At 71.4% G+C, this 20,478-nt stretch carries 23 protein-coding genes; 9 read left to right on the top strand and 14 right to left on the bottom strand.

Annotated elements, in window-relative coordinates; all coding sequences use genetic code 11:
• Positions 1–255 precede the first annotated feature (255 nt).
• Positions 256–1,230, bottom strand: coding sequence for a tetratricopeptide repeat protein (locus ACIBK8_RS02055; protein ID WP_399039554.1), 975 nt, complete (start codon positions 1,228–1,230; stop codon positions 256–258).
• 338 nt (positions 1,231–1,568) lie between these two features.
• Here ACIBK8_RS02055 and ACIBK8_RS02050 point away from each other — a divergent pair, with 338 nt between their 5' ends.
• Complete coding sequence (locus ACIBK8_RS02050; RefSeq protein ID WP_399039553.1) at positions 1,569–2,204, top strand: TetR/AcrR family transcriptional regulator; 636 nt, start codon at positions 1,569–1,571, stop codon at positions 2,202–2,204.
• Between the two features lie 6 nt (positions 2,205–2,210).
• Here ACIBK8_RS02050 and ACIBK8_RS02045 read toward each other — a convergent pair whose 3' ends face one another.
• Entirely contained in the window at positions 2,211–3,239 is a 1,029-nt protein-coding gene (locus ACIBK8_RS02045) for a GDP-mannose 4,6-dehydratase (RefSeq protein WP_399039552.1), read from the bottom strand.
• Positions 3,240–3,289: 50 nt separating this feature from the next.
• On the bottom strand, positions 3,290–4,453 hold the full coding sequence (locus tag ACIBK8_RS02040; RefSeq protein WP_399039551.1) for a UDP-N-acetylglucosamine--N-acetylmuramyl-(pentapeptide) pyrophosphoryl-undecaprenol N-acetylglucosamine transferase: 1,164 nt from the start codon (positions 4,451–4,453) through the stop codon (positions 3,290–3,292).
• 63 nt (positions 4,454–4,516) lie between these two features.
• Here ACIBK8_RS02040 and ACIBK8_RS02035 point away from each other — a divergent pair, with 63 nt between their 5' ends.
• Complete coding sequence (locus tag ACIBK8_RS02035) at positions 4,517–5,308, top strand: response regulator transcription factor (RefSeq protein ID WP_399039550.1); 792 nt, start codon at positions 4,517–4,519, stop codon at positions 5,306–5,308.
• On the top strand, positions 5,305–6,702 hold the full coding sequence (locus ACIBK8_RS02030; protein WP_399039549.1) for a sensor histidine kinase: 1,398 nt from the start codon (positions 5,305–5,307) through the stop codon (positions 6,700–6,702). Before ACIBK8_RS02035 ends, ACIBK8_RS02030 begins: the two co-directional genes overlap by 4 nt.
• A 25-nt stretch (positions 6,703–6,727) precedes the next feature.
• Here the strand turns inward: ACIBK8_RS02030 and ACIBK8_RS02025 are convergent, their stop codons facing one another.
• The 4 genes from ACIBK8_RS02025 to ACIBK8_RS02010 all read right to left on the bottom strand — a co-directional run bounded on the left by ACIBK8_RS02025 (position 6,728) and on the right by ACIBK8_RS02010 (position 9,973).
• The gene (locus ACIBK8_RS02025) at positions 6,728–7,819 is read right to left on the bottom strand and encodes an alpha/beta fold hydrolase (RefSeq protein ID WP_399039548.1); all 1,092 of its coding nucleotides are present in this window, start codon (positions 7,817–7,819) and stop codon (positions 6,728–6,730) included.
• Positions 7,820–7,962: 143 nt separating this feature from the next.
• The gene (locus ACIBK8_RS02020; protein ID WP_399039547.1) at positions 7,963–8,337 is read right to left on the bottom strand and encodes a hypothetical protein; all 375 of its coding nucleotides are present in this window, start codon (positions 8,335–8,337) and stop codon (positions 7,963–7,965) included.
• Positions 8,338–8,383: 46 nt separating this feature from the next.
• Positions 8,384–9,556: a hypothetical protein gene (locus tag ACIBK8_RS02015; protein WP_399039546.1), complete on the bottom strand. Its 1,173-nt coding sequence runs from the start codon at positions 9,554–9,556 to the stop codon at positions 8,384–8,386.
• Positions 9,557–9,634: 78 nt separating this feature from the next.
• On the bottom strand, positions 9,635–9,973 hold the full coding sequence (locus tag ACIBK8_RS02010) for a hypothetical protein (RefSeq protein ID WP_399039545.1): 339 nt from the start codon (positions 9,971–9,973) through the stop codon (positions 9,635–9,637).
• 257 nt (positions 9,974–10,230) lie between these two features.
• On the opposite strand from ACIBK8_RS02010, the gene ACIBK8_RS02005 reads away from it, so the two are divergent.
• Entirely contained in the window at positions 10,231–10,770 is a 540-nt protein-coding gene (locus ACIBK8_RS02005) for a hypothetical protein (RefSeq protein ID WP_399039544.1), read from the top strand.
• A 96-nt stretch (positions 10,771–10,866) separates the two neighbouring features.
• On the opposite strand, the gene ACIBK8_RS02000 is transcribed toward ACIBK8_RS02005, so the two are convergent.
• From ACIBK8_RS02000 to ACIBK8_RS01980, 5 genes are all read right to left on the bottom strand, one after another.
• Positions 10,867–12,567: a methylmalonyl-CoA mutase gene (locus ACIBK8_RS02000; protein WP_399039543.1), complete on the bottom strand. Its 1,701-nt coding sequence runs from the start codon at positions 12,565–12,567 to the stop codon at positions 10,867–10,869.
• Positions 12,568–12,732: 165 nt separating this feature from the next.
• The gene (locus tag ACIBK8_RS01995) at positions 12,733–13,065 is read right to left on the bottom strand and encodes a DUF3817 domain-containing protein (protein WP_393682405.1); all 333 of its coding nucleotides are present in this window, start codon (positions 13,063–13,065) and stop codon (positions 12,733–12,735) included.
• A gap of 67 nt (positions 13,066–13,132) precedes the next feature.
• Complete coding sequence (locus tag ACIBK8_RS01990) at positions 13,133–13,642, bottom strand: MarR family winged helix-turn-helix transcriptional regulator (protein WP_399039542.1); 510 nt, start codon at positions 13,640–13,642, stop codon at positions 13,133–13,135.
• A 102-nt stretch (positions 13,643–13,744) separates the two neighbouring features.
• On the bottom strand, positions 13,745–14,065 hold the full coding sequence (locus ACIBK8_RS01985) for an MTH1187 family thiamine-binding protein (protein ID WP_399039541.1): 321 nt from the start codon (positions 14,063–14,065) through the stop codon (positions 13,745–13,747).
• Positions 14,062–14,406, bottom strand: coding sequence for a DUF3817 domain-containing protein (locus ACIBK8_RS01980; protein ID WP_227050474.1), 345 nt, complete (start codon positions 14,404–14,406; stop codon positions 14,062–14,064). The genes ACIBK8_RS01985 and ACIBK8_RS01980 overlap by 4 nt, the downstream gene beginning before the upstream one ends.
• Before the next feature lie 183 nt (positions 14,407–14,589).
• Here ACIBK8_RS01980 and ACIBK8_RS01975 point away from each other — a divergent pair, with 183 nt between their 5' ends.
• From ACIBK8_RS01975 to ACIBK8_RS01960, 4 genes are all read left to right on the top strand, one after another.
• A complete protein-coding gene (locus tag ACIBK8_RS01975) occupies positions 14,590–15,228 on the top strand; it encodes an AIM24 family protein (protein WP_399039540.1) in 639 nt (212 codons plus the stop codon).
• Complete coding sequence (locus ACIBK8_RS01970) at positions 15,228–15,878, top strand: AIM24 family protein (protein WP_399039539.1); 651 nt, start codon at positions 15,228–15,230, stop codon at positions 15,876–15,878. Before ACIBK8_RS01975 ends, ACIBK8_RS01970 begins: the two co-directional genes overlap by 1 nt.
• Positions 15,875–16,648, top strand: a complete 774-nt coding sequence (locus ACIBK8_RS01965) for an AIM24 family protein (protein ID WP_399039538.1) — start codon at positions 15,875–15,877, stop codon at positions 16,646–16,648. The genes ACIBK8_RS01970 and ACIBK8_RS01965 overlap by 4 nt, the downstream gene beginning before the upstream one ends.
• Positions 16,649–16,812: 164 nt before the next feature.
• On the top strand, positions 16,813–17,289 hold the full coding sequence (locus tag ACIBK8_RS01960) for a MarR family winged helix-turn-helix transcriptional regulator (protein ID WP_399039537.1): 477 nt from the start codon (positions 16,813–16,815) through the stop codon (positions 17,287–17,289).
• A gap of 40 nt (positions 17,290–17,329) precedes the next feature.
• Here ACIBK8_RS01960 and ACIBK8_RS01955 read toward each other — a convergent pair whose 3' ends face one another.
• Complete coding sequence (locus ACIBK8_RS01955) at positions 17,330–18,757, bottom strand: ATP-binding protein (protein WP_399039536.1); 1,428 nt, start codon at positions 18,755–18,757, stop codon at positions 17,330–17,332.
• Complete coding sequence (locus tag ACIBK8_RS01950) at positions 18,750–19,463, bottom strand: response regulator transcription factor (RefSeq protein ID WP_399039535.1); 714 nt, start codon at positions 19,461–19,463, stop codon at positions 18,750–18,752. Before ACIBK8_RS01950 ends, ACIBK8_RS01955 begins: the two co-directional genes overlap by 8 nt.
• Positions 19,464–19,574: 111 nt before the next feature.
• Between ACIBK8_RS01950 and ACIBK8_RS01945 the strand changes: the two genes are divergently transcribed.
• Positions 19,575–20,303: a PepSY domain-containing protein gene (locus ACIBK8_RS01945; protein ID WP_399039534.1), complete on the top strand. Its 729-nt coding sequence runs from the start codon at positions 19,575–19,577 to the stop codon at positions 20,301–20,303.
• Positions 20,304–20,478 lie beyond the last annotated feature (175 nt).

Genomic DNA, 20,478 nt, shown 5'->3' with positions numbered 1-20,478 from the left:
CCACGCCGCCGCACAAGGGGTTCGTTACTTGCGAGTAACGGACAGATAACCGGACTGCGACCGGCTGATATCGCACGGGTACGCAGGGTCGTCGCTCACAGCGAAGAAACATGGGGCATTTGCGGACACAGAGCCGCGCAACACCCCAGGGGATTTACTCCAAGTAACAGCGGCCACGATTGCCAAGATTTGGCAAAGCGTGGCCGCTGTTCCGTTTGCCTCCACGGCACACGGCGGGACGGGAGCGAGGGAGCGTCAGAAGAGCACCCGGGCCAGCGCGGTACGCGCCGACGTCACCCGCGGGTCGTCCGTCCCGATCACCTCGAACAGTTCGAGCAGCCGCACCCGGGCCGCCTCGCGGTCGTCACCGAAGGACCGCTTGACCGCGTCGACCAGCCGCCCGAAGGCGTCCTCGACGTGCCCGCCGACCAGATCGAGGTCGGCTGCCCGGATCTGCGCCTGCACATCGGCCGGGTTCTCCGCGGCCTCCTTGCGCACCTCGGCGGGGACCAAGTCCTGCACCCGGCGCAGCAGTTCGGCCTGCGCCAGGCCGAGCTTCGCCTCGGGGTTGGCCGGGTCGTCGGACAGCACGTTCTTGTACGCCTGGACCGCACCGCCCAGATCGCCGGAGTCCAGCGCCTGGTTGGCCGCCTCCAGCGCGGCGTCGTACGGGCCGACGGGCACCGGTGCCTCGTCCGGCGCGTCCTGGACACCCGCGGCCTGCGGGTCGACGGGCGCGCCCACGATGCCGAACTGCTGCTCGGCGGCCTGCACCAGCTGGTCGAGCACCTGGCGGATCTGCGCCTCGGGGGCCGCGCCCTGGAACAGCGGGATCGGCTGGCCGGCGACCACCGCGAAGACCGCGGGGATGCCCTGCACGCCGAACTGCTGGAAAAGCGTCTGGTTCGCGTCGACGTCGATCTTGGCGAGCACGAACTTGCCGGCGTACTCGGCCGCCAGGCGCTCCAGCAGCGGACCCAGCTGCTTGCACGGCTCGCACCACTCGGCCCAGAAGTCGATGACGACCGGAACCTCTGTGGAGCGCTGCAGGATGTCCAGCTGGAACCCTGCTTCGTCGACGTCGAACACCAACGGGGCACCGCTCACGGGCGCCTCGCCCGTACGGGCCGCGTCGGCGCGCGCCTGCTCCGCCTTCTGCTTCGCTTCCCCGGCCGCCTTCACCGCTGCGAGGTCGACGACTCCACTCATGGACATGTTGCGTGGCTGCATGGGTCCATCCTCCCCCCTGCGCGGTCCGTTCCGGAAAGCGATGCGGAAAATCCGGCCCGCCCGGCGGTCCCGGATCCTCTCCCGGGCTCCCCGGCCGTCCGTACGCTCCGCCGGAATGCCGGCGTACGTCCGGGCCCGGTGCCCGATACGGCCCCCGAAAGGGCCGCCCCTGCACGGCCGTAGGTCCCCACCCAGGCCAGTGATCGTCGCTCTTACGCTACGACCCGTAGCGTAACTGTTCGGGGTCCTGGCCCGGCACCCCCCTCAGGACCCGCGGGCCGTGATCTGTCTCACGAGCAGCGCCTTCCGGCCGCCTACTGGCCGGTATGGTCGCCCGCATGCCGCACTCCGCCCGCCCGCACAAGGCCCGCACCGGCCGCCCCCGCAGCGCCGAGACCGACCGCGCGATCCTCGACGCGACCCGTGCCGCCCTCGTCGACCTGGGGTGGGGCAAGCTCAGCATGGGCGATGTGGCGGCCCGTGCCAAGGTGGCCAAGACGACGCTCTACCGGCGCTGGGCCAACAAGAACGAACTGGTCGTGGACGCGGTCGCGGTCCTCTTCGACGAACTCGAACTCCCCGACAGCGGCTGCCTCCAGGCCGACATCAAGGACGTCACCCTGCAGTTCGGGGCGCTCCTGGAACGTCCCGAGACCAAGACCGCGCTGATGGCCGTGGTCGCCGAGTCGACGACGGACGCGGCGCTGCGCGAGCGGATCCGCACCGCCATCGTCGACCGGCAGATGCGCCTGGTGATCCTGGGCCGCGAGCGCGCCCAGGCCCGCGGCGAGCTGCCGCCCGACGCCCCGGGGCCCGAGGGCGCACGGGCCGCGGCGGACACGGTGGGCCTGATCTTCGACGTCATCGCCGGCGCGATCGTGCACCGCACCCTGGTCAGCGCCGAGCCGGTGGACGACGCCTGGGCCCACCGGCTCGCGACCGTGCTGCTGCTGGGGCTGACGGCTCTCGGCTGACGGCCGTCAGACCTGGTAGCGGTCCGCCCGGAACAGCCCCAGGTTCGCGGCCACCCACTCCGACGTGCGCTCCAGGCCCTCCTCCAGCGACACTTCGGGCCGCCAGCCGGCCCACTCGCGGGCCCGGGAGTTGTCCGACAACAGCCGCTCGACCTCGCTGCCCGAGGGGCGCAGCCGCCCGGCGTCCACCACTACCTCCGCCTGCCTGCCGGACGCCGCGATCAGCGCTTCGGCGAGCGCGCCGATGGCGATCTCCCGGCCGGTGCCGAGGTTGACGACGTGCCCCAGCGCACGGTCGCAGTCGGCCAGCGCCAAGAAGCCGGCCGCGGTGTCCGTGACGAAGGTGAAGTCCCGGGTCGGGGTGAGCGAACCGAGCTTGATCTGCCGTGCGCCGGAGTGCAGTTGGGCCAGGATCGTGGGGATCACGGCGCGGGCCGACTGCCGGGGCCCGTAGGTGTTGAAGGGGCGGACGACCGTCACCGGCAGCTCGAACGCGTGCCGGTGCGAGAGCGCCAGCATGTCCGCGCCGATCTTCGAAGCGGAGTAGGGCGACTGCGGCTGGAGCGGGTGGTCCTCGGAGATCGGCGCGGTCAGCGCGGTCCCGTAGACCTCGCTGGTGGAGGTGTGCACCAGGCGCCGCACCCCGTGCCGGCGGCACGCCTCGGCGACGTTCTCGGTGCCGACGACGTTCGTCTGGACGTAGGCACCGGGCGAGTCGTAGCTGTACGGGATCCCGATCAGCGCGGCCAGATGGAAGACCGTGTCGCAGCCAGCCACCGCGTCCATCACCCGGCCCGCGTCCCGCACATCGCCCGCCAGCATCTCGACGGCGCCACCCGGCGCCAGGTGGTGGGCCAGGTGTCCCTTCTCCGCATACGGCTTGTAATGCACCAGGGCACGCACCTCGGCGCCCCGCTCGACGAGCAGATCCACCAGCGTCGAGCCGATGAACCCCTCGGCGCCGGTGACCAGCACCTTCCGGCCCTGCCACGGCCCGGCGCCGCGGTTGCCGGTGCTGTTGCTGTCGCTGTTCATGCTGACTCCTTCATGTTCCTGGGTGGCATCGGACGCATCGGACGCCGGATTCATCGGACGGATATCGGGTGGGTGAGGAGCTGCGGCTGCGGGTGACCGGCCAGCGCCAGGGCCTTGGCGGCCAGCAGGTCGGCGGCGCTGCTGTGGGTGCCGGGGTCGGCGGCGGCCCCCATCGCCGCGAGCCGGGCCGGATCAGCCAGCAGCGGGGCGGTCAGCGCGTCGAGACGCTCCGCCGAGGTCTCCGCGTCGGCGAGCAGCAGCGCAGCCCCGGCGTCGGAGAGCACCCGCGCGTTGTGCGTCTGGTGGTCGCCCGGCGCGTGCGGATAGGGCACCAGGACGGCGGGCATGCCGATGGTGGCCAGCTCCGCGACGGTCGCGGAGCCCGCCCGGCACACCACCAGATCGGCGGCGGCGTAGGCGAGGTCCATCCGGTCCAGGTACGGCACCGCGTCGGCCACCGCCGCGCCGCCGTTCGCGGCCAGCCGCGCCCGGGTCTCCTCCAGGGCCGCGGGCCCCGTCTTGATCAGCAGCCGCAGGTCCCCGCGGGCCCGGTGCCTGGCGGCAAGGCCCACCGCGGCATCGGTGAGCCGGGCGGCGCCCAGGCTGCCGCCGTTGACCAGCAGCAGCCGCACCCCGTCCGGGACACCCAGCTCCCGGCGGGCGGCCGGCCGCAGCGCCGCCCGGTCCAGGTCGGCCAGCGGCCCGACCAGCGGCATCCCGACCGTCTCCGCCCGCTCGCCGCCCGCGAGATACGGGCGGCTGCGGTCGAAGGCGAGGGCGAGGTGCGGGGTGAGGCGGGCGGCGAACCTGTTGGCCCGGCCGGGCACCGCGTTGGACTCGTGGACCAGGCTCGGCAGCCCGGCCAGACGCGCCCCCACGATGACCGGCGCGCTCGGGTAGCCGCCCATGCCGACGGCGACCTGGGCGCCCTGCTCCTTGAGGATCGCGCGGCACTGGGCGCCCGATTTCAGCAGCGCGGCCGGCAGCAGGTAGCGCCTGGCGCCCAGCGAGGGGTCGAAGGGGATCATGTCGACGGTGTGCAGCCGGTATCCGGCCTGCGGGATCAGCCGCGTCTCCAGCCCGCGCTCGGTGCCGACGAAGGAGATCACCGCGTCGGGTACGGCCCGGCGGAGCGCGTCGGCGAGGGCGAGTCCGGGGTAGATGTGGCCGCCGGTGCCGCCCGCACCGATCACGACGGAAAGTGGTGTGCGCATGGCCGCCACGCTCGCGATACGCCCTAAGAAGCTTCTAAGAGCACGGTTTGGCAGCCTGGTCCCATGCCGTCAACGCCGTCCCCGCAGCCCGCGCCGCACCGCGCCGCCCGCCCGCAACCCGCCGCGGAACCCGCCGCCGCGCCGTCCGGGGCCGCCGGTCTTGGCGCGGCCGGCGGGCCGCGCATCCTCGTCGTCGACGACCAGCCGGAGGTACGCGCCGCCGTCGAGGACGGTCTCGCCGTCGAGGGGTACACGGTGCGCGGCGCGTCCGACGGCCTCGCGGCGCTCTCCGAGGTGGCCGCCTGGCAGCCGGACGCGCTGGTCCTGGACGTGATGATGCCGGTCCTTGACGGCCTCGCGGTCTGCCGCAGACTGCGCGCGCTGGACGACCGGACGCCGATCCTGGTGCTGACCGCGCTGGACTCGGTCAGCGAGCGGGTGGACGGCCTGGACGCCGGCGCGGACGACTACCTCGTCAAGCCCTTCGCGCTGGACGAACTGGTCGCCCGGGTACGGGCGTTGCTGCGCCGGGCCGCCGCCGGGAGCGCCGACGACACGGCCCTGTCCTTCGCCGACCTGGTCGTCGACCCGGTCACCCGCACCGGACACCGCGCGGGCCGCCCCCTGGAGTTCAGCCGCACCGAATGGGCGCTGCTGGAGCTGCTGTTGCTGCACCCGGGGCAGGTGATGCCGCGCGAGGTGATCCTGGAGCGGGTGTGGGGCCGCGACTTCGGCCCCGACTCCAACTCGCTTGCCGTCTACGTCGGTTACCTGCGCCGCAAACTGGAGGCCGGCGGCGAGCCCCGGCTCGTGCACACCGTGCACGGCGTCGGCTACCGCCTGGACCGGGCGTGAGCGGCAGTCGCGGCCTCGGCGCCCGCTGGCGGCGGCGCCGTCCGCTGCGGACACGTCTCGCGCTGGCCGCATCGGCCGCCGTGGCACTGGTCGCCGTCGGCGTCTGCGCCGCCGCCTTCCTCATCATCCGCGTCCAGATGACCCGCCAGCTCGACCTGAACCTGTCGCAGACGGCCGGCCAGGTCAGCAAGGAACGGCGCAACTGGGGGCCGACGGCGAGCGACGACTCCTGCCGCTACCAGGCCGTGCCGTGCGTCCAGATCGTGCCGTCCGACCCGGCCCGCGACCCGCGCGGGCGCTACGCCCTGCCGGTCGGCGAGGCCACCCGGCAGGTCGCGGCCGGGCACCACGCCGCGTACTACAGCAAGCTCACGGTCGGCGGGCACCCGGTCCGGATGTTCACCACCCACCTGCCCGGCACGCGGGAGGCGCTTCAGGTCGCGCTGCGCTCGGACACCGTGGAGCGGGGCGTGCGGCAGGCCGCGTGGGCGCTGTCCGTGGTCGGCGCCGCCGGTGTGCTGCTGGCCGCCGCGCTCGGCTACTGGGTCTCCCGCACCGGGCTCGCGCCGGTCGCCCGGCTGACGGCGACCGCCGAACGGATCGCGGCCACCCGCGACGCCGGGCACCGCATCGAACTGCCCACCGGACCGGCCGGACGCGAGGACGAGGTGACCCGGCTCGCCGCCAGCTTCAACGTCATGCTGGGCGAGCTGGAGCAGTCCGTCGCCGCACAGCGCCGGCTGGTCGCGGACGCCTCGCACGAGCTGCGCACCCCGCTCACCGCGCTCCGCACCAACGCCGAACTCCTGGCCCGCGCGGGCCGGTTGACCGAGGCGCAGCGCGAGCGGGCGTCCGCGGCCCTGGGCCGGCAGCTGCGCGAGGTCACCACCCTCGTCAACGACCTGATCGAGCTGGCACGCGACGAGGAGCCGCAGCCGCTGGTGGAGCAGGTGCGGCCGGCGGCGCTGCTGGCGCACGCGGTCGGCGTGGCCCGCGAACACTGGCCGGAGATCACTTTCGAGCTGCACACCGACCCGGCGGCCGACGACCTCACCGTTCCCGGCGTGCCGGCCCGCCTGGCGCGGCTGCTGTCCAACCTCCTGGACAACGCGGCGAAGTTCTCCCCGCCCGGCGGCCCGGTGGCGGCCGGTCTCGCCGTCGTACCCGGCGGCGTGGAGCTGACCGTCCGCGACCACGGCCCCGGCATCGCCGCCGCCGACCTCCCGCACGTCTTCGACCGCTTCTACCGCGCCGACGCGGCCCGCGCCCTGCCGGGGTCGGGCCTCGGCCTGGCCATGGCCCGGCAGATCGCCCGCGCACACGGCGCCGTCCTCACCGCGGAGGCGGCACCGGGCGGCGGCGCCTGCTTCCGCCTACGCATCCCGGTCCCGTAGGGCAGACGCGCCCCGTCATTCTCCGCTACTCCCGCCAGGCACAACTCCCCAGCGTGGCCCGCCCGTCGGCGACCATCCGGTCGGCCGCGGCGGCCGGGACCATGCCGCTGTGGCCACGGCGGCAGACCACCGTACGGTCTCCGTACCCGGCGAGGTCGACCAGGATCTGGTCCCAGTGCCGGTACTGCACGTCGTGCCCGGAATCGGCGTAGCTGCGGACCTTCGGCGTGCCCGGCAGGTGCGCCTTCCAGGTCGCGAGGGTGCTGGGCGGCACGGTGGTGTCCTTCTTGCCGCTGTAGAGGTACACCGGCGCGGTCAGCCGTGCCAGGTCGGGGCCCGGCCGCCCGCAGTAGAGCTTCTGCTCGTGCACCTGCGGCGCCGGATCGGCCTTCTGGCCACGCTGGTTGTAGGTCCTGGCGCCCTCTTCGTACGCGGTGTCGGCGAAGCCGGGGATCTGCTTCGTCGGGCTGTCGTCCGGGAAGGCCCACCACTTGCGCGGGTCGGCGATCCGGCCTTCGACCTCCTTGGCGAGCGCGTCGTCGCTCAGCCCGCAGTAGTCCGGCTTCGCGCCGTACGGCGGCAGCGCGGCGGCCAGGTGCAGCGCCCGGATCCGGCCCGGCGCCCGCGCCGCCAGCTCCGCCGCGTACGGGCCGCCGCCGGAGATGGCGACCACGGTGACCCTGCCGACCCCGATGCGGTCCAGCACCTGAAGCGCGTCATCGGCGAAGTCGGCCTTGCCCAGCTTCGGGTCGTACGCCGTGTCGCCGAAGCCGTTGCGTTCGACGGATATCAGCCGCAGCCGCAGCGATTCGCGGGTGCTGCGGAAGAAGTCGGTCATGTGGGCGGCCCGCGCGCTGGTGCCGGTCCCGCCGATGAACAGCACCGGCCGGCCGTCCCGCGGCCCCTCGTCGACGTAGTGGGCGGTACGCCCCGAATCCAGCCGCGCGGCCCTGACCTCGGGCCCGAGCGAGTCGAACTCGTCCTGAACGCGGGGCCGCTGGGCCTGTGCGGCGTGCGGGACGGACGACGGCGCCGCACCGGCGACGGACCCGCCGAGCAGCACCGCCGCAAGGGCGGCTGCGGACGTTGCGAGCGCGGTACGGGCTGATCTCTTCACAGGTACTCCCGAACATTCGAGGCGGCAGGACTGCGTCCGCCTACCCCGAACTCCCGGGAAAACGCCTGGTGGAGGGTGGAGTGCGGGTCAGGGGTGGCGGGTTGGGGCCGCCGTCCGCCCTCTTGACGGGCCGCCGCCGCGGGTCACCGGCCGGTTGCGGCGGGGCCACGGCGCGACGTCCCGTCCGCGTCCTGCTCAACCTGCGCCGCCCTCTCCTCGATCTCCGCACGCACCGCCTGGCGATCCTGCGGGGACATGGACCGCCAGCTCTCCCGCATCCCCGCGACGCCGTCGGTGAGCGCGCGATACCCCGACGGGTCGTCCAGGACATCCTTCAGTTCGAGCCGCCCGCCGAGCATCTTGCGGGCGAGGTCCTGGAGGGCGGGCGGGGCGGAGGGGTTGTTGCGCACGGCCCGCAGGGACCGGGTGAGGTGCGCGTTCTGCTCATCGGAGAGATCCTTCTCCTCGATGGGGTAGTCGCGGTCGCCGGGGCCGGTGACGTCGTTCCTGGTGTTCATGGGGTGGGGTTCCTCTCAGCAGCGGCAGGGCGGCTCGGCGCCGGCGTCAGCCGAAGGCGTTACGGACACGCGCCGCCTCGTCGTTGTCGTCCGCGGTGGCGGCCTCGTTGTCGGGGATGCCGTCCGCGAGCCGGTTCCGCGTGCCGCTCGCCGGTGTCGCGGGCGACGAGCCCGAACCGTCGGCGCCGCCTTCGGATGCGGACGACGCCTGCGTCCCGCCGTCGGACGAGGTGGAGCCGGAATCAGGGGAGTTGGAGCCGGAGCCCCCGCCGGACGAGCCACCGTCAGCCGTACCGTCACCCTCCCCCTCGGCCGGCGCCGCCCTGTCCTTGTGCCGGATGTCGTAGACGTTCTTGACGCCCTCGGCCCACTCCTGCTCCCCCTTCGCGAACTGCTTGCCGCCCGCGGCGAAGTCACCCTCCATGATCCTGCCGACGCCCTCGGCCGCGTGGAAGGCGCCGGTGCCGACCTTGTCGACGTCCTTGACCTTGTCGCCGGCACCCGTGACGTCCCAGCTGCCTTCCTTCTCGTCGAACGCCACCAGGGGCTTCGCCCCCGCTTTCAGCACCTCGTCGGGCCGGAACTCTTTCGCCCCGAAGTAGCTCTGGATGCCCTGCGAAGCGACGTTCTGCCCGGCGCCCTTGAGCATGTCCTTGCCGATGTCCTTGCCCAGGTCCTTCAGGAGTTCCGAGGCGGACTTGACCACCTTCTTCTCCAGGGCTTCCCTGACGGCCTGGATGATCTTCGTCTTTGCCTCGCTGATGATCCGGCGGACGACCACCCTGGTGGTCGCCGTGGCAGCAGCCGCCCCGGCCTCGGAGGCCCCCAGCGTGACCGGAGCGGCGGCCTGGGCCATCGCGAGCTCGACCAGCAGCGCGAAAAGCTGGACGATCACCGCGATCTTCATGACCATCACGATCGTGGCCGCCACCTGGAGCACCATGGCGAGCACCTCGGCCGCATCCGCGGCGTCGTCGAGATGGCCGTCGCTGAGTTTCTTCCACTTGTCGCCGAACGCCTCGATCGCCTCACCGGAGTTGGCGCCCTGCACGGCGTTCGCGGCGGTGGCCCCCTGCTGCTGGTACTGGCGGACGGCGGCGGCGAAGCTGCTCCACGCCTCGGCCGCGTCCCGCATCTTGTCCTCGTCGACATTGGGCCACTGGAAGCCCAGCAGATCCAGGACCCAGTCGACCTCGACAGGAAGCATGATGGTGGCCACGGTGAGTCACTCCCCGGGAAGCGCTGTTCGTTGATGTGGTGGCGAGGCGCGGAACGGACGATCCGGCCCGATACGACGTCAGTTCGCGAACTTCGGGCGATCCGCCGCATATGTGGCGAGGTGGTCGTGCTGTTCCTGCTCGGTGGAGTCGTACTGCGCGCCCATCGCCGTGAGCTTGTCGCCGATCGCGGAAATCTCCTCACCGAGGTGCGGCATCGACTTGGCGATTCCGTCACTCACCGGCTTGTAGAAGTCGTTGAATATTTTGACGAATTCGTCGCTGCCCCACTCTTCGGCCTCTTTGAGTGCAGCTTCCAACTTCTTCGCGGCCTCACCGAAACCGGAACCGATGCCCTTGAATGCACCACCCTGCGCCTTGAGGACGGCCGGGTCCACGTCGTAGCCGGAGCCCGCCATGAGCCCTCCTTTGATCTGCGTGACTACGGACCGGATAAATCCGATGGCATACGGTATCGGATGCCCGCAGCCACCAGACAACAGAACGTGAAGGTCAACTTCACGTCTGGCGCACCGAGTTCTCACGCAAGAGCGCTGCCGGTCAACGGCCCCTTGGCCTCCACGAGCGAAGAGAGACGGAAATACCCGCCATGTCATATTCCGCACGCCTGGCAGACGTAAAGCGAACGTGGGGGCGCTGCATCCCCTGGCTCAGCATGGTGCTCATTTTGGTGCTCAGTGGCGGATTTGCCTATATGGGGCTGCTCCAGACAGGCACCATCGGCCGCCATGGAACGTTCACGGTCGCGGAGTGCCATCTCGACTTCACTCATCACTACGGCTCCGGCAAAAGGGGCTCCAGCAGCACTTCGACGTCCGAAAAACGCAACTGCACCGGAACATTCCGCTCAGACGATGGCGAAACCATTTTCGACAATGCCGACATGGACTTCAGGAAGGAGGAGACGTACCCCAAGGGCCACACCTTCACGGTGCAGCAGAGCTCCGGCACCCTGACACCCCTCAACCCCGGCGGCGCCACGAGGACGTTCTGCTACGCCTCCGCCTGCCTCCTCGTCATCGCCGTGGTGCTGTTCTGGACCCGCACGCGCCTCGACAAGAACGGCATGAGCCTCAAGGACACCTGGCGTTCGACGAAGGGCACGGCGACCCGCGCGAGCGTGGTCACCCTCGCGACGGTGGCCGTCATCGGCGCGGCACTCAGCCCCGTGCTCACTGCCGCGTTGATCGGCTGAGCCGACGAGCCGGCCCACGGTGGACAACACACCAGCGGCGGCGCCCTCAACCAAGGCGCCGCCACCAACCCCCCACCCCCTACCGAACGTTCACCCTCAGAACCCCGCCGGCTCCGTGTAAACCCCCCACTCGTCCCGCAGCACCCCGCAGATCTCGCCGAGTGTCGCCTCGGCCCGTACGGCCTCCAGCATCGGCTCGATCATGTTGCTGCCGTCCCGGGCGGCGGCGAGCATCGCCTGGAGGGCGGACCGCACCCGGGTGTCGTCCCGGGCCGCCTTGCGGTCGGTGAGGGCCTGTACCTGGTCCCGTTCGACTTCGTGGCTGACCCGCAGGATCTCCAGGTCGCCGGTGACCGAGCCGTGGTGGCAGTTGACGCCGACGACCCGCTTGTCGCCCTTCTCCAGGGACTGCTGGTATCGGAAGGCGGATTCGGCGATCTCGCCGGTGAACCAGCCGTCCTCGATGCCGCGCAGGATGCCGGAGGTGATCGGGCCGATCGGGTGCCGGCCGTCGGTCACCGCCCGCGCCCCGCGCTCCTTGATCTGCTCGAAGATCTTCTCGGCGTCCGCCTCGATCCGGTCGGTCAGCGCCTCGATGAACCACGAACCGCCCAGCGGGTCGGCGACGTTGGCGACCCCGGTCTCCTCCATCAGCACCTGCTGGGTGCGCAGCGCGATCTCGGCGGCCTGCTCGCTGGGGAGCGCCAGGGTCTCGTCGAGGGCGTTGGTGTGCAGGGAGTTGGTGCCGCCGAGTACGGCCGCGAGCGCCTCCACCGCCGTGCGGACGACGTTGTTGTACGGCTGCTGGGCGGTCAGCGAGACACCCGCGGTCTGGGTGTGGAACCGCAGCCACTGCGCCTTCTCGCTGCTCGCGCCGTACACGTCGCGCATCCAGCGGGCCCAGATCCGGCGCGCCGCACGGAACTTGGCGATCTCTTCGAAGAAGTCGAGGTGCGCGTCGAAGAAGAAGGAGAGGCCGGGCGCGAAGGTGTTGACGTCCAGGCCGCGGGAGAGCCCCAGCTCGACGTAGCCGAAGCCGTCGGCGAGGGTGTACGCCAGCTCCTGCGCGGCCGTCGCCCCGGCCTCGCGGATGTGGTAGCCGGAGACCGAGAGCGGCTTGTACGCGGGGATGCCCTGCGCGCAGTGCTCCATGAGGTCGCCGATCAGCCGCAGATGGGGTTCGGGCTGGAACAGCCACTCCTTCTGGGCGATGTACTCCTTGAAGATGTCCGTCTGGAGGGTGCCGTTGAGTACACCCGGGTCGACGCCCTGCCGCTCGGCGGCGACCAGGTACATGCAGAAGACGGGCACGGCGGGGCCGCTGATCGTCATCGACGTCGTGACGTCGCCCAGCGGGATGTCCCGGAACAGCACCTCCATGTCGGCGGCCGAGTCGATGGCGACGCCGCAGTGGCCGACCTCGCCGAGCGAGCGCGGGTCGTCGGAGTCCCGCCCCATCAGCGTCGGCATGTCGAACGCGACGGAGAGGCCGCCGCCGCCCGCCTCCAGGATCATTTTGTAGCGCTCGTTGGTCTGCTCGGCGTTGCCGAAGCCGGCGAACTGGCGGATGGTCCAGGTCCTGCCGCGGTAGCCGGTCGGGTACAGACCGCGGGTGAAGGGGTACTCGCCCGGCCACCCGATCCGCTCGAAGCCGTCGACGGTGTCCCCGGGGCGCGGCCCGTAGACCGGCTCCACCGGATCGCCCGAGAGCGTGCTGAAGTCCGCGTCGCGCGTGCGGGCGGAGTCGTACCGGGCCTGCCAGCGACGGCGGCCTTCTTCGATCGCGTCGGCGTCCATACCCACGAATTTACTAGGACGTCCTAGTAATTGTCGATGGCTGGAGGTGACGCCGTGAGGGGATGTCGCCGCCCTCGACCACCAGGAGGGCCGCAGAACCGCCCCTGAACAGCACGAACGCGCCCGCCCCCGGGAGGGGAAGGGCGCGTGGCGGGGGTGGCTGCGTCAGACCTTGACCGGCTGCGGGGCGGCGTCGGCGAGCAGCGGCTCGACCTCGCGGACGACCTTGCGCTCGACGAAGAACGCGGCGGTCGGGATGGTGCCGGCGATCAGCACCCACAGCAGCTTGCCGAACTTCCACTTCGCCTTGGAGCCCAGGTCGAAGGCGAAAACGAGGTAGATGATGTAGAGCACGCCGTGGATCTGGGAGACGACGAGGGTCAGATCCTTGCCCGTGTCGAAGCCGTACTTGGCCACCATGCAGGCGCACAGGATGAGGAGCATGACGGCGGTGACGTAGGCCATCACCCGGTAGCGGGACACGACGCTTCGCTTCATGCCCCCGAGCGTAACCGCATGTTCCGGGGCGATCTTCGCCGCCCCCGCCGTGTGGCCGACGACGGGCTCAGCCCTCGTCGAAGTCCCCGGCGGCCACCCGCAGCGGCCGGAGCATCGCGAAGATCTCCCCGCACTCCTCGGCGTCGTACGCGCCCAGCCCGAAGTCCATCGCCATCAGGTCGCGGGTGGCCGCGTCGCACACCTCGCGCCCCTTTTCGGTGATGGACGCGAGGGTGCCACGGCCGTCGTTCGGGTTCGGCCGCTTGGCCACCAGGCCGGACCGCACCAGCCGGTCGACGGTGTTCGTCACCGAGGTCGGGTGCACCATCAGCCGCTCGCCGATCTTCGACATCGGCAGCTCGCCGGCCTTCGAGAAGGTGAGCAGCACCAGCGCCTCGTAGCGCGCGAACGTCAGCCCGTACGGCTTGACCACCGCGTCCACTTCGGACAGCAGGATCTGGTGGGCCCGCATGACCGAGGTGATCGCGGCCATCGACGGCACTGCGCCCCAGCGCTGCTGCCACAACTCGTCGGCGCGGGCGATGGGATCAAAGGCAAGACTGAGCGGCTTCGACACGCAGCCGACCCTACCCGGCGGTCATATGGCGGTCAGCCACGTCTCGGAATCCGGGCAGGGACGGCATCGCGCCCGGCGCGCGGACGGCGCCGGGCCCTGTGGTCAGGTCGTGGATCCGTCCGCGGACTCCCCCGCGGCGAGATACCGCTCCACGGTCTCCACCTTGGACGTCAGACCGTCGGTCACCCCGGGCCTGATGTCGGCCTTCAGGACGAGCGAGACCCGCCCGGCGCGCGCCTCGACGGCGGCCACCGCGCGCTTGACGACGTCCATCACCTCGTCCCACTCGCCCTCGATGGAGGTGAACATGGCGTCGGTGCGGTGCGGCAGGCCGGATGCGCGGACGACCCGCACGGCGTCGGCCACGTATTCCCCGACGTCCTCGCCGACACCCAGCGGACTCACCGAAAAGGCGACGATCATGCGTTGACCGTGCCTTCCCTGCGGGCGCGGGCGGCGATGACCGAGCTCTCGGCCTCCCGCTTGAGCTTGCGCTCGGCGAAGAAACCGCCGGTGGGCAGCACGGAGAGGATGAAGTAGAGGGCGGCGGTCTTCAGGTTCCACTTGGTGCGGTTCCAGGCGTCGAGCCAGAAGACGACGTACAGGACGAACAGCACGCCGTGCACCATGCCCATGACCATGACACCGTCGAAGCTGGTGGTGCGCTTGAGCACCGAGCAGCACAGCAGGAGCAGGAAGGAAATCGCCTCGGGGGCGGAGACCAGGCGGAGCCGGTGCAGGGCGGCTGCGGTCTTGATGTCCACGGGAACCTCGTTCGGGTGGCAGGGGGGAGTCAGCACAGCTTGTGCAAGAGTTCACAAGCTGTAGTCCATTGTTACAGCCGCCTCCGCGATCACCGCGTCGGGGGCGGGTCGGGGTGCGGTCCGGGACGGATCAGGGGCGGTGGGCCTCCCGCGGCGGGCCCTTCGCCGACTACGGTCACAGGCGTGGCTCAGTTTCGGCTCCAGGGGAGCAAGGTGCTCGCCGTCGATATGACGGGCGATGCCGTCAAGGCGAAGAACGGCGCGATGGTCGCGTACGACGGTCAGATGTCGTTCAAGAAGATGACGGGCGGCGGTGACGGGCTGCGGGGCATGGTCACCCGGCGCCTGACCGGCGAACAGATGGCCGTGATGGAGGTGAAGGGACAGGGCACCTGCTATTTCGCGGACCGCGCGAGCGAGATCAACCTCGTGCAGCTGCACGGCGAGAAGCTGTTCGTCGAGGCGAGCAACCTGCTGTGCACGGACGCCGCGCTGCGCACCGGGACGACGTTCACCGGCCTGCGCGGCGCCTCGCAGGGCAACGGCCTGTTCACCACCACCGTCGAGGGCACCGGCCAGGCCGCGCTCACCTCCCACGGGCCCGCGGTGGTGCTGCGGGTCACCAAGGAGTACCCGCTCCAGGTCGACCCCGGCGCGTACATCGCGCACACCGGCAATCTCAAGCAGCACTTCCAGTCCGGGGTGAACTTCCGCACGTTCATGGGCGAGGGCTCGGGCGAGGCGTTCCAGATCCGTTTCGAGGGCGAGGGCCTGGTGTACGTACAGCCCAGCGAGCGCAACACCGTCGGCGGTGAGCTCTGATGCCGTTCACGGTGCTCAACTCCCGCATGGTGGAGGCCAGGATCGGGCCGGGCGAGCGGCTGTTCAGCCAGCGCGGCGCGATGCTCGCCTACCGCGGCGAGGTCTCCTTCACCCCCAACATCCAGGGCGGCCAGGGCGGCATCGGCTCCATGATCGGCCGCCGGATCGCCAACGAGGCGACGCCCCTGATGACCGTGGAGGGCAGCGGCTCGGTGATGTTCGGCCACGGCGGGCATCACGTCCAGGTCATCGACCTGGCGGGCGAGACCCTGTACGTCGAGGCCGACCGGCTGCTGGCCTTCGACGGCACCCTCCAGCAGGGCACGATGTTCATGGGCTCGCAGGGCGGGGTGATGGGCATGGTCCGCGGCCAGGTCACCGGCCAGGGCCTGTTCACCACCACCCTCAAGGGCCACGGCTCGGCCGCGGTGATGGCCCACGGCGGCGTCATCGAGCTGCCGATCACCCCGCAGCGCCCGGTCCACGTCGACCCGCAGGCGTACGTCGCCCACCGCGGCGAGGTACGCAACAAGCTGTCCACCGCCCTCGGTTGGCGCGAGATGGTCGGCCGCGGCTCCGGCGAAGCCTTCCAACTGGAGCTGTCGGGCCAGGGCACCGTGTACGTACAGGCGTCGGAGGAAAAACTGTGACCGGTCCCGTCATCCACGACGTCCACACGCTCCCGGGCAACGACAACGTCAACCCGTACTCCTTCAGCGTGGATCTGCAGGGCCAGTGGTTCCTGCAGAAGGGGAAGATGATCGCCTACTACGGGCGGATCGAGTTCCACGGCATCGGGCACGGTCGCCTGGACCGGCTCATCTCCACGAGTTTCCATTCGCCGTTGCACGCAGCGGACTGGGTGGTGGCCGAGGGCCAGGGCAAGATGCTCCTCGCCGACCGGGCCTTCGACGTGAATTCCTACGATCTCGACGAGGGCAACCTCACGATTCGCTCCGGCAATCTGCTCGCGTTTCAGCCATCTCTGTCGCTGAAGCAGTCGATCATCCCGGGCTTCCTCACCCTCATCGGCACGGGCACGTTCGTGGCCGCGTCCAACGGTCCCGTGGTCTTCGCCGAGCCACCCATCCGGGTGGATCCGCAGGCCCTGGTCGGCTGGGCGGACTGCCCCTCCCCGTGCCACCACTACGACCACCGGTACCTGCGGGGATTCCTGGGCGAGTTGCGGGCGCGCACCGGCATCGGGGGCGCCTCGGGAGAGGAGCACCAATTCGAGTTCGTGGGGGCGGGCACGGTGCTGCTCCAGTCGACGGAGCAGCTCATGCCGGAGCTGGCGACGGGTGAGGTGCCGGCGGAGCCGGGGGTTCCCGGCGGGGGAAACCCCGGCGGGCAAAGTGGCTCACATGTGCCGCAGTTGCCCGGCAACCTCGGTGGCCTCTCACGTCGCTTCGGGCTGTGAGCGGTAGTCTGCGCACGGTCGGCTCGAACGCCTGACCAACGCCGAGCCGGGATCCCTGCCGGACCGGGACCGGCATCCGCCGTGCCGTCCGAATCCTTTCCCTCTCCCCATGACAGCCCCTGCCGACTAATTCACTATTCAACTTTTACGGGTAGAATTCCTCCATGACGACCGACAGCGACACCCCCTGGCTGACCGACCAGGAGCAGCGTGCCTGGCGCACTCATCTGGACGTCAGCAGGCTGCTGATGCACCAGCTGGAACGCGATCTCCAGCCGTTCGGCCTGACCAACAACGACTACGAGATCCTGGTCAACCTCTCCGAGGCCGAGGACCGACGGCTGCGGATGAGCGACCTCGCGACCAGCACCCTGCAGTCCAAGAGCCGTCTCTCGCACCAGATCACGCGCATGGAGAACGCCGGTCTCGTCCGCCGCGAAAGCTGCGAGTCCGACCGCCGAGGGCTCTACGCCGTACTGACCGACGAGGGCTGGGACACCATGCGCCGGGTCGCCCCGCACCACGTCGAGTCGGTGCGCAAGCACTTCATCGACCTCTTCACGCCGGAGGATCTCGCCGCGCTCCGCGCCTCGCTCACACCGGTCGCCGAGCATCTGCGGGAGCACCGCGGCAGCCTCTGACCGTCCGCCGCGGCCCGCCCGCCGGGCCGCGGCACCGTGCTCAGCGGGCCACCGGCAGCCGCAGCTCGAAGACCGAGCCCTCGCGCACGGCCAGCGAACCGCCGTGCCGCACCGCCACGTCCCGGGCGATGGCCAGGCCGAGTCCGGCGCCGCCGTCGTCCCGCGCCCGCGCGTCGTCGAGCCGTACGAACCGCTCGAAGATCCGCTCGCGTTCGGCCTCCGGCACGCCGGGCCCGTCGTCGTCGACCCGCAGCGTCACCCACTCCCCCTCGCGGACCACCTCCGCCCGCACCGAGGCGGCGGCGTGCCGCTGCGCGTTGTCCAGCAGGTTGCCGAGCACCCGCCCCAACTGGCCGCGCGAGCCGGACACTTCCGCGCCGTCCAGCCGCCCGACCCGCACCGGGATCCGGTCGTTCACCCGCTGCGAGGTGTCCTCCCGCACCAGCGCGGCCAGGTCCACCCGGGATCCGGTCGGCTTCTCGCCCGCGTCGAGCCGCGCGAGCAGCAGCAGGTCGGCCGCCAGGTGCTGGAGCCGCACGGTGTCCTCGACCGCGCCCGGTACGTCCAGCAACTCCGGGTGCGCGACACCCACTTCGAGCTGTGTACGGAGGCTGGCGATCGGGCTGCGCAGCTCGTGGGAGGCGTCGGCGACGAACCGCCGCTGGCGATCCACCGACGCCTCCAGCGCCGCCAGCGTCTCGTTGGTGGTCCGCGCCAGCCGCCCGATCTCGTCCTGCGCCGCGGGCACCGGCACCCGCCTGCTGAGGTCCGTACTGGCGGTGATCGCGGCCATCTCGCCGCGGATCCCCTCGACCGGCCGCAGCGCCCGCCGGGTGACCAGCCAGGTCACCCCCGCCACGACCAGGAGCAGCAGGGGCAGCCCGATGAGCATCGCGCTGCGCACCGTGCCCACGGCGTCCTGTTCGGGGGTGAGCGCCGAACCGGCCCGCACGGTGACCTTGCGGCCCCCGGTGTCCTTGGCCTCCACCGAGGCGAAGCGGTAGCCCTCGGTCCGGTCGCCCACGGTCGCCGTGCCGTCCCGGAAGTCCACGTCGTCGTCGACCTCGCCCGGCTTCGGCCCGTCGGCGTCCTCGTCGTCGTCCGCGTCGTCCTCGTCCCCTGACGCGTGTGCCGCCGCGCCGCCCGCACCGTGGCCCGGCTTCGCGATCCGTTTCCCGTCGACCGCCCGCACGTCGTCGCCGACCGCGAGTACCCGGCCGTCCTCGTCGGTCACCACCACCGGGTGCTCGTCCCCGTCCGGCAGATCGAGATCGCCGTCCACGGACCCGGTGGCGATCCGCTCCGCGACGCCGCGCGCCGCGACCTCGGCCTCCAGGCCCGCCTGGTCGTGCAGATTGCCGCGCAGCACCAGCAGCAGCGCCACTCCGGCCGCGACCAGCGCCAGCGCCACCACCAGCGTCGCGCCGGCCGTCGCCTTGGCGCGTACGGATCCCAGCCGGCTACGCACCGGTCACCAGCCGGTATCCCGCGCCGCGCACCGTGACGATGTACCCGGCGCCGAGCTTGCGGCGCAGCGCGCTCACGTACACCTCGATGATGTTCAGGTCGCCCTCGTAGGCGAAGTCCCAGACGTGCTCCAGGATTTCCGGCTTGGAGACCACCTCGCCCGCCCGCAGCGCGAGCTGTTCGAGTACGGCGAACTCCTTGGCCGTCAGGGACACTTCGGCGCCGTCCAGCGTCACCTTGTGCGATCCCTGGTCGATGCTGAGCGCGCCGACCCGCAGCACCGGAGGCGCGCTCTGCCCGCGCCGCCGCAGCAGCGCCTTGACCCGGGCGACCAGCACCACGTACGAGAAGGGCTTGGTCAGGTAGTCGTCGGCGCCGGTGTCGAGGCCCTCGGCCTCGTCGTACTCGCCGTCCTTGGCGGTCAGCATCAGGACCGGCACGTCGTTGCCCGCGGCCCGCAGCGCCGCGCACACGCGGTAGCCGTTCAGGCCCGGCAGCATGATGTCCAGGACGATCAGGTCGTGGCCGCCCTCGCTCGCGCGCTGGAGCCCTTCGAGGCCGTCGTGGACGACGTCCACCGCGTATCCCTCGGCCATCAGCCCCTTGGCCAGCGACAGCGCGAGCCGCTTCTCGTCCTCCACGATCAGCAGGCGGGAGGGGCGGCGCGCGGCGCCCGCGGGGCGGTAGGAGGTGACCGGTGGCAGCATGCGCCCCAGCTTGCCACCCCGTTCCTGAAGCGTTCTTCAGGGACCTTCAGCTTGGCTTCAGCTTCGTTCAGCCACTGTGTGGTCACTGCCGAACACAGGGGAGAACACACCATGAAGCGCCACATCCTCATCGCCACCGCCGCCGCTGCCGCCCTCATCGCCGGAGGCACCGCGACCGCCGTCGCCGTCAACGGTTCCGAAGGACCTGGCAGCCCGCAGTCCGGGGCGCAGACCTCGGCGCAGCTCGCGGCGACGGCCGGCGGCACGGGGGCCGTCGGCTCGCAGACCCGGGCCGCCGACGGCCGCTCCAGCATCCCGATGCAGGACCACGACGAGGACGGCCAGGAGGACGTCCGCGAGGCCGCCGCCGCCAAGGTGAGCGCCCCGCAGGCGGCAGCCGCCGCGCTGAAGGCCGTCCCCGGCACGGTGACCGGCCTCGACCTGGACGCCGACCGTCCCGGCCTGGTCTGGGACGTGGACCTGCTCGGCAACGACGGCAAGTGGCACGAGCTGACCCTCGACGCGGGCAACGCCCGGGTGCTGGGCCGGCACATCGACCACGAGGACGACGACGACCACGGCCAGGGCGAGGTCAGGCGCCAGCTGAAGGGCGCGACGACGGACGCGGCCGGTGCCGCCCGTGCCGCCGCCGAGGACCACGGCACCGTGACGTCCGTGGACCTGGACGACGACCACCGCGCGAAGGCCGTCTGGGAGGTCGAGACCGTCACCAAGGACGGCAAGGAGCACAAGCTCCTGATCGACCCGCAGTCCGGCGCGCTGACCGTCGCGCCCGCGCACGACGCGGACGACGACGACAACGACGGCCAGGACGACTGACCCGACTCCCGGCCGGCCGTCACCGAACGGACTCCGGCCGGCCCGGCCGCTTCGGGCCCCGAACCTGAAGCGGCCGGAACGCGAGAGGCGAACCCCGGGTGTGGGCCCCGGGGTTCGCCTCGTCGGTCGTGGGCGGACCGGGCGGTGGCCGTCCGCCGTCGCGGATCAGCCCGCG

The sequence above is a fragment of the Streptomyces sp. NPDC050161 genome, assembly GCF_044460025.1.
In the GTDB taxonomy this organism is placed as follows: domain Bacteria; phylum Actinomycetota; class Actinomycetes; order Streptomycetales; family Streptomycetaceae; genus Streptomyces.
Note: the sequence above shows the minus strand (reverse complement) of the source record. Positions and strands in the feature narration are given on the sequence as shown.